Origin of the sequence: Bradyrhizobium commune (assembly GCF_015624505.1) — a bacterium.
Classification (GTDB): Bacteria; Pseudomonadota; Alphaproteobacteria; order Rhizobiales; family Xanthobacteraceae; genus Bradyrhizobium; species Bradyrhizobium commune.
The window spans coordinates 3,843,607-3,858,210 of the sequence record NZ_CP061379.1; the positions used below are offsets into that span (position 1 = coordinate 3,843,607).

Consider the following 14,604-nt stretch of genomic DNA (forward strand, 5'->3'; position numbering starts at 1 on the left):
GTGACGCCGCTGGTCCGCATCGAAGGCCTGAGCGTCGCCTTCAACGGCGTACCGGTGCTGCGCGGCGTCGATCTGGCCTTGCAGAAAGGCGAGGCCCTTGGCCTTGTCGGCGAATCCGGCTCCGGCAAATCGGTGACCTGGCTTGCTGCGCTCAGCCTTTTGCCGCACCAGGCGCGCGTGTCCGGCTCGGTCCGTCTCGACGGGCGCGAGATCCTCGGCGCGCCGTCGGCGGAGCTCGACCAGGTGCGGGGCGGGCGCGTCGCCATGATCTTCCAGGATCCGGCCAGCGCGCTCAACCCCGTGCTGACCATCCGCAAGCAGCTCTGCGAGGCGCTGGCGCTGCACCGCGATCTCTCGGGCGAGGCTGTGAAAGCCGAAGCACGACGGCTGCTCGATCTTGTCGGCATTCCCGATGCGGCGCGGCGGCTCTCCGCCTATCCGCACGAATTTTCGGGCGGCCAGGTCCAGCGCATCATGATCGCGATGGCGCTTGCCGGAAATCCCGATCTGCTGATCGCGGACGAGCCGACCACCGCGCTCGATGCCACCATCCAGGCGCAGATACTTGAGCTGCTCTCCACCATCCGTCGCGAGATGAGCATGGCGATGGTGCTGATCAGCCACGATCTCGGCGTCGTCGCCGAGAACTGCGACCGCGTCGCGGTGATGTATGCCGGCCGTATCGTCGAGGAGGCGCCAGCCAACCAGCTCTTCGTCGATCCCGTGCACCCTTATGCGCAGGGCCTGATCGGCGCGCTGCCGCCGCTCGACGGACCGCGCCGGCGCCTCACCGCCATTCCCGGCACCGTGCCCGATCCCGCGAACATGCCGACCGGCTGTGCCTTCGCGCCGCGTTGTGCGCTGGCGGCAGAGCCGTGCGGTCTCGCCGCGCCGCCGCTTGCGCCGATCGCCGAGGGCCGCACCGTCGCCTGCATCCGTGCCGAGGCGTCGCGCCGCGCGTTGCTCGGGATCGCCGCCGAATGAGTGCGCCGCTCGTCGAGGTGTCCTCGATCTCGCGCAGCTATTCCATGCGCGCCGGGATGTTCGGCCGCAGCACGGCCGTCCATGCCGTCGACGGCGTGTCGCTGACGATTCCCAAAGGTGAGACGCTCGGCCTCGTCGGCGAGTCCGGCTCGGGCAAGTCGACCACCGGCCGCATCGTGCTCGGCCTCGAGCCGCCGGATCGCGGCGAGGTGCGGTTCGACGGCAGGCCGATGGGCGCGCCCGGCACGCCCGCGTGGCGCGCGCAAAGGGCGCGCATGCAGATGATTTTTCAGGATCCGCTCGGCGCACTGGACCGGCGTTTGCCGGTCGCGGCTCAAATCCGCGAGCCGCTGGACATCCACGGCGTCGGCACGCCTGCCGAGCGCGAAGAACGCGTCCGCGAATTGCTGCGCGCAGTCGAGCTGACGCCGGCCCATGGCGGGCGTTATCCGGGCGCGCTCTCGGGCGGACAGCGTCAGCGCATCGTGCTGGCGCGCGCGCTAGCGACAAAGCCCGATTTCCTGGTCTGTGACGAACCGGTCAGCGCACTCGACGTCTCGATCCAGGCGCAGGTGGTGAATTTGCTCGCCGATCTCCAGGCGCAGCTAGGGCTGACGCTGCTGTTCATCAGCCATGATCTGCGCGTCGTCCGCCAGATCAGCAACATCGTCGCGGTCATGTATCTCGGCCGCATCGTCGAGATCGGCAGCGCCGACGATCTCTTTGCGCGGCCAGAACACCCTTACACGCAGGCGCTGGTCTCGGCCTCGCCCGCGCCGGGACGCCGCAGCGCGGGCCGTATCGTGCTCACCGGCGATCCGCCGAACCCGGCCGCACGCCCCCAAGGCTGTGCCTTCCATCCGCGGTGCCCCCGCGCGATCGCGCGCTGTGCGGGCGAGACGCCGGTTCTCTCGGCCGTCGGCGGCGATCGCCAGGTCGCCTGCCATCTCGTGACGGGCCCGCAGGCCGAAACGCGAGACGCGGCCTGATGGGACGCTATTTCGCCATTCGCATCGGACGCGCGGCGTTGACGATCGTGCTCGTCGTCACCTTCGCCTTCGTCGTGCTGCGGCTGTCGGGCGATCCCGCGCTGATGATCCTTGGACCGGAGGCGCCGCCCGAGGTCATCGCGGCCTTCCGCAAGGCCTGGGGCCTCGATGATCCCATCTGGTTTCAATATCTCGATTACTTCGGCGCCATCGCCAAGGGCGAGCTCGGCCGCTCCATGCGCGATGGCCGGCCCGCGATCCAGCTCGTGCTGGAGCGGATCCCGGCGACGCTCGCGCTGACGTTGCCGGCCTTCGCGTTCAAGGTGGCGCTCGGCATTCCCGCCGGCATCTACGCCGCGCTGCATCGGGGCTCGGCGATCGATCGCGCCGTGATGATGGCCGCGGTCGCTGGCTTCACTGTGCCGAGCTTCGTGCTCGCGCTTCTCCTCGTGCTCGTGTTCGCTGTGCAGCTCGGCTGGCTGCCCTCGGGCGGACAGGACAGTTGGCGCCACGCCATCCTCCCAATCGTGACATTGAGCCTCGGCGGCGCCGCGGTGCTGGCGCGCTTCACCCGCAGCGCGATGCTGGAGGTGCTGGGCCAGCCCTATATCCGCACGGCGTCCGCCAAGGGCGTGCCGTGGCGCAAGGTCGTGACGTCGCATGCGCTGCCGAACGCGGCGATCCCGACCGTCACCATTCTCGGCTTCATGGTGGGCACGCTGATCGCGGGCGCGGTCGTGGTCGAGAGCGTATTTTCCTGGCCGGGGGTGGGGCGGCTGCTGGTCGTAGCCGTCGCCAACCGCGACCTCGCGGTCGTGCAGTGCATCCTGCTGCTGGTCGCGGCGACCATGGTGACGTCGAACCTGGTCGTTGATTTCCTCTATGGCTTCCTCGATCCGCGGCTGCGCGCCAAAGGGGCCCATGCATGAAGGGAGCGCATGCATGACCGACGCGACCCTGAAGGACAGCGCCGTTCGGAGGCGCGTCAGCCTGCCGGCGATCCCGATCTCGGTGGCGCTCGCGGTCGCCTGGATCATCGCCATGCTGCTGATCGCCGCGCTCGCCGAGAAGATCGCGCCCTATGGCTACACCCAGCTCGACCTGCGCGATCGCCTGTCCGCGCCGGGCAATCTCGCGCACTGGCTCGGCACCGACGAGCTCGGCCGCGACGTGCTGTCGCGGCTGCTCGTCTCGATCCGCATCTCGCTCCTGATCGCCTTCGGCGCAACCGCGATCTCGGCGGTCGTCGGCACCACGCTCGGCTTCCTCGCCGCGCATTTCCGCGGGACGGTCGAGCAGCTCGTCCTGATGCTCTCCGACTTCCAGGCCAGCATGCCCTTCCTGATCATGGCGCTCGCCGTGCTCGCCTTCTTCGGCAACTCGCTGCCGCTGCTGATTGGTTTGATGGGCCTGTTCGGCTGGGAGCGCTATGCGCGCATCGCGCGCGGCCTCGCCATCTCCGCCAACGCGCAGGGCTATGCCGCAGCCGTTCGTCAGCTCGGCGCGACGCCAACCCGGATCTACCTGCGCCACATCCTGCCCAACATCGCCTCGACCCTGATCGTCTCGACCACGCTGGTCTTCCCCGAGGTCATCCTGATGGAATCCGGCCTGTCCTTCCTCGGCCTCGGCGTGCAGCCGCCGATGACCAGCCTCGGCAACATGGTCGGCTACGGCCGCGAATATTTGACCCGGGCACCGTGGATCATGCTGGCGCCGGCGACCACCATCGTGATCACGACACTGGCGGTCTCCGTCATCGGCGACTGGCTGCGCGACCGGCTCGATCCGACCTTGCAATAGGCCGAGCTTGCAGCCCGGATTGCGCTGCGCTCCATCCGGGCCACGAAGGGCTACCAAGAGCCGCGCCGGGAGCAGGGGAGCCCTGTCCAGCCCAAGTTCCCGTTGCGCCCGCCCAGCCCGTGCGCTATCCGGCCCGGAAAGGCCTGAGGCGGCTTCCATTTTTCCGCCCGGCTGCCCAACCCGAGGACGGAAACCGCCATGCCAGCCTATCGCTCCCGCACTACCACCCACGGCCGTAACATGGCGGGCGCGCGCGGCCTCTGGCGCGCGACGGGGATGAAGGATGCGGATTTCGGCAAGCCGATCATCGCGGTCGTCAACTCCTTCACCCAATTCGTGCCCGGCCACGTGCACCTGAAGGACCTCGGCCAGCTTGTCGCCCGCGAGATCGAGCAGGCCGGCGGCGTCGCCAAGGAATTCAATACCATCGCTGTCGACGACGGCATCGCCATGGGCCATGACGGCATGCTTTACAGCCTGCCGTCGCGCGAGCTGATCGCCGACAGCGTCGAGTACATGGCCAACGCGCATTGCGCCGACGGCCTCGTCTGCATCTCCAACTGCGACAAGATCACGCCCGGCATGCTGATGGCCGCGCTGCGGCTCAACATCCCCGCGGTGTTCGTCTCGGGCGGCCCGATGGAGGCCGGCAAGGTCAAGCTGCAAGGCAAGACCAAGGCCGTCGACCTCATCGACGCCATGGTCGCCGCCGCCGACTCCAAGGTCAGCGACGAGGACGTCAAGGTGATCGAGCGCTCGGCGTGCCCGACCTGCGGCTCCTGCTCGGGCATGTTCACGGCGAATTCGATGAACTGCCTCACGGAAGCCCTGGGGCTCGCGCTGCCCGGCAACGGTACCGTGGTCGCAACCCATGCCGACCGCAAGCGCCTGTTCGTCGAGGCCGGCCACACCATCGTCGATCTCGTCCGCCGCTATTACGAGCAGGAGGACGCCAGCGTACTCCCGCGCAACGTCGCGAACTTCAAGGCGTTCGAGAACGCGATGACGCTGGACATCGCGATGGGCGGCTCGACCAACACGGTGCTGCATCTGCTCGCTGCCGCCCATGAAGGGCAGGTCGCCTTCACCATGCAGGACATCGACCGGCTGTCGCGCCGCGTCCCTGTGTTGTGCAAGGTCGCGCCGTCGGTCGCCGACGTCCACGTCGAGGACGTACACCGCGCCGGCGGCATCATGGGCATTCTCGGCGAGCTCGACCGCGCCGGCCTGATCGACACGTCAGTGTCGACCGTGCATGCGCCGACCATGAACGAGGCGCTGGAGCGCTGGGACATCAAGCGCTCGAAGAGCGAGTCCGTGCGGACCTTCTTCCGCGCTTCGCCCGGCGGGATCCCGACGCAGGTCGCCTTCAGCCAGGAGCGCCGCTACGACGAGCTCGACACTGATCGCGAGAAGGGCGTGGTGCGCAACCTCGCGCACGCCTTCAGCAAGGACGGCGGCCTCGCGGTGCTCTACGGCAACCTCGCGCAGGACGGCTGCATCGTGAAGACCGCCGGGGTCGACGCCTCGATCCTGACATTCTCCGGCCCCGCGCGCGTGTTCGAAAGCCAGGACGCCGCCGTCGAAGGCATTCTGGGTGGCAAGGTCACGGCCGGCGAGATCGTTGTCATCATCTACGAAGGCCCGCGCGGCGGCCCGGGCATGCAGGAGATGCTTTATCCGACCAGCTATCTGAAATCGATGGGCCTCGGTAAGGCCTGCGCGCTCGTCACCGACGGCCGTTTCTCCGGCGGCTCGTCCGGCCTGTCGATCGGACATCTGTCGCCGGAAGCGGCGGAAGGCGGCAACATCGGCCTCGTGCGCACCGGCGACCGCATCGCCATCGACATTCCGAACCGCAGCATCACCCTCGATGTCTCCGACGAAGAGCTCGCCAAGCGCCGCGCCGCGGAAGAGGCGAAGGGCGATGCCGCCTGGCAGCCGCAAAGCCGCAAGCGCAATGTCTCGACCGCGCTCCAGGCTTACGCCGCGCTCACCACCAGCGCCGCGCGTGGCGCGGTGCGAGAGGTGAAGCGGCGCGCGAAGTAGGCACGTCTTGCGCAGGCGTGATCGCGATTGCCGCGGTCACGCCTCGTGCATGGTCAACAAGTTCTTAGCGATCGGCTCGCCGTTCGCATTAAGGATGCCCCAACGAACTTCGGCAGCTCCGGATTTTGCGGCGTATACTGCGCGCGACCTTCGCAAATCCATTCGGGCAACTGGGGCGCCACCACAATGTCTCGTACTCTTGCTGTCGTTTTCTCAACGGCCGTCGCTGCGATCTCGATGACGGGCGCGGCCTCCGCCGGCTGCTACAATTGCTACGCGCCGCCGCCCTGCCAGACCTGCTATCAGCAGCAATACGTCGCGCCGCAGTATCGCACCGTCGACGAGACCGTGATGGTCTCGCCCGGTGCGACCGTCGCCCATCGCACGCCGGCACAGTATCGCACCGTGATGGTGCCGCAGACCGTGATGGTGGCGCCGCCGGGCGTCCAGTACGAGCGCATCCCGCCGCAATACGCCACCCGCCAGCGCGTCGAGATGGTCTCGCCCGGCTATTCCTATTACGCGCCGGTGCAGCCGAGCTGCGGCAACTGCGGCTACTAAGCCAGGCAACCAAGGAATCTTCGCGCGGCGCTCCTCAGGGGGCGCCGCATTTTCTTTTGCGGCGGGCCGAACGAGGCCCGGAAATACGACCGGCGTTTCAATGGCGGAACATGCCGCCCGTGGCACCGCCCAAAAAGGTTCCGGAAGAACCAGCGCCAGCGCCGCGATGACCGCCGCCACCACCAGTGGCCCCCCGTGTCGGACCTTTGTCGGAGCTATTGCTGGCGCTCGGCGAGGTTGAGGCGACGATTTCGGCAAGCAACGCCTTGTACTGCAACCTGTTGAAGTAGCCCGACGACGGATAACCGCGCGCGGTCTGCCAGCGTTTGAGGGCGGAGCGGAACTCGTCGTTGAACGTGCCGTTAGGCTTGGTGTCGAAGCCGAGCCCATTCAGGCGGCGCTGCACGTCGCGGCGCTGACCCTTGTCGAGGCCGATTTGGTCCTCGGTGAGCTGGCTGGCGTCATCCGTGAAGGTGGCGGGATCGATGCTGGCATTGACGTCGCTGGACGTCGTCGGCGGACCGTTCTGGATTGCCGCGAGCCGCGCCTGCGCCAGCCCCTTGAACTGTCCATTCGGGTAGGCAGAAAGATAAGCGTTGAGCTCCTCGGCCTTGTCGCTGTTCCTGATCGAGCGCCAGAACTCGAGTTCGGCCTGGGCGGAGGTCAAGGCCGTGGTCATCCCTGAGCCTGCCGGATTGAGATACAGCGAACCGATCAGGTTGGCGTGAACCCAGGGAAGCTGGTTCCTGTTGGTCTCGGCGCTGACCTGAGCACGAACCTCGGTCATGGCCTGGCTAATCTCCACGCCAGGTTTGGTGATGTGCTCAATCAGTGCACGCGTGAATGGGCTGCTGGTGTTGCCTGGACCGTCGAATGCGATCTGTCCTGGAGCGGTCGCGAGCGCGATGAGTTCACCTTCGCTCGATTTCATCTCGGCCAGACCGGATTCGACCGATGCACTTCGGGTCGCGGTCGATTTGATCTTGGCGGCAAACGGATTGTCGCGGCTGGCATCGAGGAAGACCAGCTTGACCTTGGCGTCGCCCATCGTCTGATCCAGCGCCAAGTTGACGTTGAGAGCGGTGCCAGAGGTAACATCTCGCACGGACTTGATGTCGGCATCGACGGGCAGAAGGTAGTTGACGCCGTCGACGGCCATGCCGTGGCCGGCATAGAAGAACACGGCCACATCAGCGCCTTGGGCTTTCTTGCCAAATTCATCCAACTTTCCCGCCATCGCGTCGCGCGTGAGATTGGTGCCCTCGACCACGTCAAAGCCGATGTCGCGCAACGCCGATGCGGTCGCCCTGGCATCGAAAAGCGTATCCTCAAGCTGTGCGGCGTTCTTGTAGGCGCCATTTCCGGCGACAAAGGCAACCCGCCTTGTGGTGCGGGGAGGCGCGAGATCTGTCGAGTTCGACGGCTTATCGTCAGAACGCGAATCCGTGGCGACGACCGCCGGCTCGACTGCGATAATCGGGGTCGCGGCAGGCTTTTCCGGCTCGGGCGGCCGTGCAATTTCCTGGAACCCGTACTCCCAGATCATTTGTTCCGGAGGCCGAGCAGGCTGTTGCTGAATGGCTTCGGTGGATTTTGGTGGCCCCCGGGTGACGATCCTCAAGCTGGTGTGCGTGCTGACGAACGCAGAGCAGATCCCCAGGGCGATCGCCGCGGGATAGACCAGACCGATCAGTTTGAGCTCTCTCCAGAGGAGAGTCGGAGCAGATCCGCTCATCATGGCATGTTCTTCAGCTTGCCCATCTCCAGGACCGAATAGCCCAGTCTGACAAGGATCTTGACCGCGCCCAATCCCATGAACGCGATCCAGAGAAAGACCTCGATGTGGTTCACGATCTCTTCGAAAGGCGTTCCAAGCACAAACCAGTGCTGATCGCGTACCAACCACTCGGAGGCCATCATCAACCCGAACAGCACCACCACCGGTGCAAAGTCCAAGACCAACATGGAGGCAATGAGAAGCGCGGTGGTGAAATGGTGTCGAATTTCTCGAAGAGGATTTTTCCAATGGTCCGTCATAAAAAATGGTCCGTCATAAAAAACCCGCTAAAGTTGCGGGAAGTATTTGACCGCGCCCGACCTTAGTCAATTCACGTTTCGTGCTGGACGCATCCGTCAATCATCCGTGCCTCGACGCGGCAGGCGCCGTCCAACGCAAAGGACTCGGCGCAGGCAGAGGCTGCCTCGACAAGTCCAATACACGGTCAATCTCGATAGCATTCGAGTACGGTCGAACCCGGGGTGACATAGTCCGCACGTTTTCGAGGCGCGCTATTGCCAGCGCCAGGGGTGTTCGTGGAGAAATGCTGTATTCGGGGCCAGGTGGGTCCAAGTTCGCGTTGCGCTCGGACGAGCTATCCGTTAAGTGCCTGATCTCACTGCGAAGGAAGGGTGGCCGAGCGGTTTAAGGCACCGGTCTTGAAAACCGGCGTGCCCGCAAGGGTACCGTGGGTTCGAATCCCACCCCTTCCGCCAGTATCCGGTTCTCCCAATTCGCCGTTGTTCGGAATTGGCAGCAAGATCAGGTTGTTGGCCAGAAGTGCTGGACTTGGCAATTCGCCGATGTTCGCGCCGCCCCGAACGCTGCTGCGCGCAACGCTACCGCCATCGCACTCAACTCTAATGCGCAGCCACAGCCTCGGCTTTGCCAAAACGCCGTTCATAGTCCCGGATATAGGCTTCGGGCGAGGGCTCCAGATGGCGGCGGGTCAGGGCCACCAGTTCGTCCCGACGCGAGCCGCGAAGCGCCTTGATCATATCGAGATGATCGCGGCGGGCGCGATCGAGCGATTCCGGAAACGCGTTGGCAAACGACCTGATGCCGTAGACTTTCTGGGCCAGCAGATCGATGGTCTCGATCAGACAGGCATTGCCGCAAAGACCGAACAGGATCTGGTGAAAGCTGAGGTTGCTGTAGAACACGGTGAGCAGGTCGCCCGCGGCAATGGCCGCGGTATGCTGGCGCTGTAATTCCTCCAGCCGCTCGATATCCTTTCGCGCCACCGGAAACGGGATGATGCGGACCGCCATCACCTCCAGCTCCTCGCGAACCGCGTATATTTCCCTCACTTCGAGCGGCGTGAGCCCGCGCACCATCGCGCCGCGATTTGGGATGCGTTCGACCAGGCCCTTTTTCTCGAGCTCGAACAGCGCAAGTCTCACGTCACCACGGTGAGTCCCGAACAGGTCGCAAAGATCCTGCTCGACCAGGCGCTCCCGCGGCTGCCGCCGCCCCAGGACGATATCCTCCTCGATACCCTTGGCGATGACGATCGCCGGCGCCACGTCGCGCGCCGGCGCCGGTGAAATCGAAGGTGATTTCGCCGTTCGGGCGCTCGCTCGTTTGCGTGGTTTTCCGGCCATGACAGATCCCGCTTCCGCTTCGAAGAGGCCCACAGACCTTCGTTTTCAATTATGATGATAATATCGCAAACAGTATTGTAAACAATTTTCAGCCGCGTTACGATCGAGCTACAAAACAGAGCGAACAGGCAGCCAGCTGCACTGAGATCGCGCGGGGAGGAACGGCATGGAAAGAGACCGCAAGGATTCTGCCCTCAAGCTGACGGCTGCTCGAAATCAGTCCCTTTCGAAGCGGCAAAACCGCCGCCAGTTTCTGCTCAAGACCGGCGGCGTGCTGGCAGCCGGCGCCTTCGGCGCGGTGCCGCTACGCGGCTGGGCCGCCGAGCCCGTCAATATCGGCGCGCTCTATCCGACCACCGGCAGCATGGCGCAGATTGGCGTCGGCTGCATCGCCGCCGCCAAGCTCGCGGTCGAAATGGTCAATGAAGCCGGCGGCATCAAGTCGCTTGGCGGCGCCAAGCTCAACCTCATCATTTCCGACGTGCAGAGCGACACGACGGTGACGCGCACGGAGACCGACCGGCTGATCACCGGCAACAAGCTGTCGGCGATCCACGGCTGCTTTGCCAGCGCGCTGACGCTGATCGCAAGTGAGGTGTGCGAGCGCGCGAAAGTGCCGATCATCACCGGCTCGAGCTCCGACCAGCTCAACAAGGGCCGCAGCTACACTTTCACGCCGTTTGCCCGTGCCTCGCAATTCGCCAAAGCGCAATTGCAGATGTCGAAGCTCCTCGGCGACAAGCCGAAGGTCGCAGTGATCTTCGAGAATACCGCGTTCGGCACCTCGACGTCGAACGGCCTGAAGGAGCTGGCGCCCGGCGAGGGGGTTGAGATCGTGATGTTCGAACCCTACTCGGCCGGGTTCACCGATGCCTCGCCGCTGATCAACAAGGTCAAGGCGTCCGGCGCCAATGCGTTATTCTCGGTCTCGTACCTGAACGATCTCATCCTGATCGTTCGGACCGTCAAGCAGGTCGGCCTCAACGTCGCGATCAACGGCGGCTCGGGCGGCTTCGTCATTCCGGATTTCTACAAGAATGTGGGCACGCTCGCGGAGGGCCTGCAAGGCGTCGCGCACTGGAACCACGACATGAGCGACGACGCGCAGAAGGTGAACGCCGAATACAGGAAGCGCACCGGCGAATTCCTGTTCGAATATGCCGGCGGGCTCGTGGCGCAGACTTTCATGCTGGCCGACGCGCTGGAGCGCGCGGGCTCCGCCGACCCGCAAAAGGTTCGCGAAGCGCTGACGACGCTCGACGTCTCCAAGGGGTTTGCAGCGATGGCACCCGGCGGAAAGGTCAAATTCGGTCCGGACGGAAGGAACGTCTATGGGCATCCGGTCGGTGTGCAGTGGCAGAACGGCGATCTCGCGAGCGTCTTCCCCGATGAAGACAAGCGCGCGCCGCTGCTGAAAACCTGAACGCAGGTAAGTCCCGATGTGGGAGACACTGGCCCAGGCCGTCATCAACGGCCTGCTCATCGGCGGAATCTACGCACTCGTCAGCATCGGCGTCACGCTGATTTTCGGCGTGGTCAAGATCGTCAATTTCGCCCAGGGCGAATTCGTGATGATCGGAATGTATATCTCGTTCTTTCTCGCCAACCAGTTCGGCATCGATCCGCTGGTATCGCTGGTCATATCGATGCCGGCGCTGTTCGTGATCGGCGTCCTGATCCAGCATTTCCTGATCCGCAGGGTGCTGGGGCCGAACGACATGCCGCAGATCTTCCTGACGTTTGCGCTGTCGCTGCTGCTGCTCAATCTTGCGCTGATGTTGTTTACCGCGAACTACCGCACGGTCCACACCTCCTACTCGGACGAAGCCTTTCATATCGGCGGGCTCTATGTGCCGGTGGCAAAATTGATCGCCTTTGTCGTGGCGATGGCGCTCAGCGGCCTGCTCTGGGTTTTCTTGCACACCACTGATCTGGGCAAGGCCATGCGTGCGGCGTCGCAGAACCGCGATGTCGCGATGCTGATGGGCATCAACCCCAATCGCGTGTTTTGCGTTGCGCTCGGCGTGGCGCTGGCACTCGCCGGTGCCGCCGGTTCGCTGCTGATGCCGTTCTATTCCGCCTATCCCTTTGTCGGGCAGGTTTTTGTGCTGATGGCTTTTGTCGCCGTCGTGCTTGGGACGCTCGGCAACGTGATCGGCGCGCTGATCGCCAGCCTGATGATGGGGGTAGCGGAATCGCTCGGCATTCAGTTCGTCGGCGCCGATTCCGGATTGCTTGTGGTGTTCGCGATGCTGCTCTTGACGCTCGCCTTCAAACCCAATGGGCTCGGGGGGAGGGCACGATGATATCAACGCGAAATCTGCTTTGGCTGGCGCTGGCTGCGGTCGTCCTCATCGCCCTGCCGCAGGTCGTCAGGAGCTCGTTCGCGGTCGATATCTTCATCCGCATCCTGCTGTTCTCGTTCATCGGTGTGGCCTGGAATCTGATGGGCGGATACGCCAAGCAGCTGTCGCTTGGGCACGCCGCCTATTTCGGGCTCGGTGCCTATACCTCGACCATCCTCCAGATCGACTTCGGCATCTCGCCCTGGATCGGCATGGTTGCCGGCGGCGTGGTGGCCATGCTGGCGAGCCTGCCGATCGGCTGGCTGTGCTTTCGGCTGCGCGGCCCTTATTTCACCATCGCGACCATCGCAACGGCGCAGGCGCTGATGCTGATCTTCCTGAAGTTCCGCGATCTCGCCTGGGGCGCCGAGGGCACCACGATTCCAAACCTCGGCTCATCGCCCTGGATGATGCAGTTCGAGACCAAGGCCTCCTATTACTATGTCGTGCTCGGCCTGCTCGCGCTCGGGCTTGCGATCACCTCCCTGATCGAAAGATCCTGGATGGGATATTACCTCGTCGCCATCGGCGAGGACGAAGACGCCGCCGAGGCGATCGGCGTCAATGCGCCGAAAATCAAGCGCGACATCTATTTGATCAGCGCGTTCCTCACCGCGCTGGCCGGCACGTTCTATACCCAGTACATCTACTTCATCGATCCCGCGACCGCCTTCAGCTTCAGCATCTCGATCGAGGCTGCCCTGGTGTCGATCGTCGGCGGCATTGGAACGCTGTGGGGCCCGGTGATCGGCACCATCCTGCTGGAAACGACGTCGACCCTGCTGCAAAGCTGGCTCGGCAATTCGATCGGCGGCGTCCAGCTCACCGTGTACAGCCTGATCCTGATGGCCGTCATCCTGTGGCGGCCGACCGGGCTGATCGGGGTCGCGACCGAAGCGTACCAGCGCTATCTCCGGCGCCTGCCGGCGCGCGCGTGAGGACACAAGCCGATGGCGGAAGCGCTGGTTATCAAAGGTCTCAGCAAGCGGTTCGGCGGCCTGCGCGCGGTCCAGGACGTCAGCTTTTCCGTGCAGGAGAACGAGACCGTCGCGCTGATCGGGCCGAACGGCGCCGGCAAGACCACGAGCTTTCATCTGATCACGGGTTTCCATCGGCCCGACGCCGGTTCGGTGCTGGCTTTCGGGAAGGAGATCGTTGGCCTGAGGCCGCACGACATCTGCGCGTTCGGTCTTGCCCGCACGTTTCAGGTCGCCAAGCCGTTTGGCGCGATGACGGTGCTGGCGAACGTGATGACCGGAGCCTTCCTGCGCGATCGGCATGTCGCTGCGGCGCGCGAGAAGGCGCTGGAGGCGATCGAGTTCGTTGGTCTCGGGGCCAGGGAACAGACCGCGGCCAAGGACCTCACCACCATCGACCAGCGCCGGCTGGAGATGGCGCGCGCGTTGGCGACCGAACCGCGGATCTTGCTGCTGGACGAGGTGATGGCCGGGCTCAACCCGGCCGAGATCGACCAGGCGGTCGCCCTGGTCAGAAAGCTGTCGCAGCGCGGCCTGACCATCGTGATCGTCGAGCACGTGATGCGCGCCATCATGGCGGTCGCCCGTCACATCGTCGTGCTCGACCACGGCCAGAAGATCGCCGAGGGGGCACCGAAAGAGATCGTGGAGAATCCGGAAGTGATCCGCGCCTATCTTGGTTCTGGCTATGTACATGCGCCGGCCACAGGAGGCGCGCATGCTTGACCTCTCAGGCGTCAGCGCCAGCTACGGTTCGGTGCCCGCGATCAACAATATCAGCCTTACGATGGGCGAGGGCGAAGCCGTCGGCCTGTTGGGCGCCAACGGCGCGGGCAAGAGCACGACACTGCGCGCTGTCTCGGGCCTGGTGAAGCTGTCCGCCGGCCATGTCAGATTTGACGGAATCGATCTTGCGTCGCTGCCGCCGCACCGGATTCCGGAATTGGGAATTGCCCATGTCCCGGAGGGGCGACAGGTCTTTCCGGACATGACCGTGCAGGAGAATCTCGAAATCGGCGCCTACGTCCCGAAAGCAAAGGCAGAACGTGCCCGCACGCTCGATCTGGTTTACGGCATTTTCCCGCGATTGGCCGATCGCAAGAAGCAGCTCGCCGGGACCATGAGCGGGGGCGAGCAGCAGATGCTGGCGGTCGGCCGCGGCTTGATGCTCAAGCCACGGCTGCTGATGCTCGATGAGCCCTCGCTGGGCCTGGCGCCCGTGATGACCGATGTGACCTTCGAAAAGATCGGCGAGATCCACAAAATGGGCACCGCGATCCTGCTGGTCGAGCAGAATGTCAGTCGCGCGTTGTCGCTGGTCCAGCGCGCCTACGTGCTGGAAAGCGGCACCGTGATCATGCACGGCAGCAGCGCCGAGCTTGCCAACAACAAGCAGGTGCAGGCGGCGTATCTGGGGATCTAGAGCATGATCCGGAAAAGTGCGCAGCGGTTCTCCGAAAAGATCATGCTTAAACAATAGCCTGAAGCGCGATGACGATTCATCCTGATCTCATC

14 protein-coding genes and 1 tRNA gene are annotated in these 14,604 nt (G+C 64.5%); 12 read left to right on the top strand and 3 right to left on the bottom strand.

All coding sequences use genetic code 11. The annotated features are described in order from the left end of the window. The 6 genes from IC761_RS18130 to IC761_RS18155 all read left to right on the top strand — a co-directional run bounded on the left by IC761_RS18130 (position 1) and on the right by IC761_RS18155 (position 6,386). Entirely contained in the window at positions 1-984 is a 984-nt protein-coding gene (locus IC761_RS18130) for an ABC transporter ATP-binding protein (protein WP_195798027.1), read from the top strand. Next, complete coding sequence (locus IC761_RS18135; protein WP_195798028.1) at positions 981-1,973, top strand: ABC transporter ATP-binding protein; 993 nt, start codon at positions 981-983, stop codon at positions 1,971-1,973. The genes IC761_RS18130 and IC761_RS18135 overlap by 4 nt, the downstream gene beginning before the upstream one ends. Next, positions 1,973-2,902 (top strand): ABC transporter permease, encoded by a 930-nt coding sequence (locus IC761_RS18140; RefSeq protein ID WP_195798029.1) that lies wholly within the window; start codon positions 1,973-1,975, stop codon positions 2,900-2,902. The genes IC761_RS18135 and IC761_RS18140 overlap by 1 nt, the downstream gene beginning before the upstream one ends. A gap of 13 nt (positions 2,903-2,915) precedes the next feature. Then, positions 2,916-3,776 carry an ABC transporter permease gene (locus tag IC761_RS18145; protein ID WP_195798030.1) on the top strand — a complete coding sequence of 287 codons (861 nt, stop codon included), beginning with the start codon at positions 2,916-2,918 and terminating at the stop codon, positions 3,774-3,776. 198 nt (positions 3,777-3,974) lie between these two features. Beyond that, entirely contained in the window at positions 3,975-5,825 is a 1,851-nt protein-coding gene (gene ilvD / locus IC761_RS18150; protein ID WP_195798031.1) for a dihydroxy-acid dehydratase, read from the top strand. Positions 5,826-6,062: 237 nt separating this feature from the next. Then, positions 6,063-6,386, top strand: a complete 324-nt coding sequence (locus IC761_RS18155) for a hypothetical protein (protein WP_195804693.1) — start codon at positions 6,063-6,065, stop codon at positions 6,384-6,386. A 97-nt stretch (positions 6,387-6,483) separates the two neighbouring features. Here the strand turns inward: IC761_RS18155 and IC761_RS18160 are convergent, their stop codons facing one another. Further along, a complete protein-coding gene (locus tag IC761_RS18160; protein ID WP_246791263.1) occupies positions 6,484-8,124 on the bottom strand; it encodes a caspase family protein in 1,641 nt (546 codons plus the stop codon). After that, entirely contained in the window at positions 8,121-8,423 is a 303-nt protein-coding gene (locus IC761_RS18165) for a hypothetical protein (protein WP_195798032.1), read from the bottom strand. Before IC761_RS18165 ends, IC761_RS18160 begins: the two co-directional genes overlap by 4 nt. A 366-nt stretch (positions 8,424-8,789) precedes the next feature. On the opposite strand from IC761_RS18165, the gene IC761_RS18170 reads away from it, so the two are divergent. Continuing rightward, a tRNA-Ser gene (locus IC761_RS18170) sits at positions 8,790-8,879 on the top strand. 144 nt (positions 8,880-9,023) lie between these two features. Here IC761_RS18170 and IC761_RS18175 read toward each other — a convergent pair. Further along, positions 9,024-9,800, bottom strand: a complete 777-nt coding sequence (locus IC761_RS18175; RefSeq protein WP_246791264.1) for a GntR family transcriptional regulator — start codon at positions 9,798-9,800, stop codon at positions 9,024-9,026. A 133-nt stretch (positions 9,801-9,933) separates the two neighbouring features. Here IC761_RS18175 and IC761_RS18180 point away from each other — a divergent pair, with 133 nt between their 5' ends. Genes IC761_RS18180 through IC761_RS18200 form a run of 5 tightly spaced genes read left to right on the top strand, consistent with a single transcriptional unit; the run spans position 9,934 to position 14,512 of the window. Further along, positions 9,934-11,190 (top strand): ABC transporter substrate-binding protein, encoded by a 1,257-nt coding sequence (locus IC761_RS18180; protein WP_195798034.1) that lies wholly within the window; start codon positions 9,934-9,936, stop codon positions 11,188-11,190. A gap of 16 nt (positions 11,191-11,206) precedes the next feature. Then, complete coding sequence (locus tag IC761_RS18185) at positions 11,207-12,073, top strand: branched-chain amino acid ABC transporter permease (protein ID WP_195798035.1); 867 nt, start codon at positions 11,207-11,209, stop codon at positions 12,071-12,073. Further along, entirely contained in the window at positions 12,070-13,050 is a 981-nt protein-coding gene (locus tag IC761_RS18190) for a branched-chain amino acid ABC transporter permease (protein WP_195798036.1), read from the top strand. Before IC761_RS18185 ends, IC761_RS18190 begins: the two co-directional genes overlap by 4 nt. A 12-nt stretch (positions 13,051-13,062) precedes the next feature. Beyond that, a complete protein-coding gene (locus tag IC761_RS18195; protein WP_195798037.1) occupies positions 13,063-13,815 on the top strand; it encodes an ABC transporter ATP-binding protein in 753 nt (250 codons plus the stop codon). Beyond that, complete coding sequence (locus tag IC761_RS18200; RefSeq protein WP_210338478.1) at positions 13,808-14,512, top strand: ABC transporter ATP-binding protein; 705 nt, start codon at positions 13,808-13,810, stop codon at positions 14,510-14,512. The genes IC761_RS18195 and IC761_RS18200 overlap by 8 nt, the downstream gene beginning before the upstream one ends. Positions 14,513-14,604: the final 92 nt, after the last annotated feature.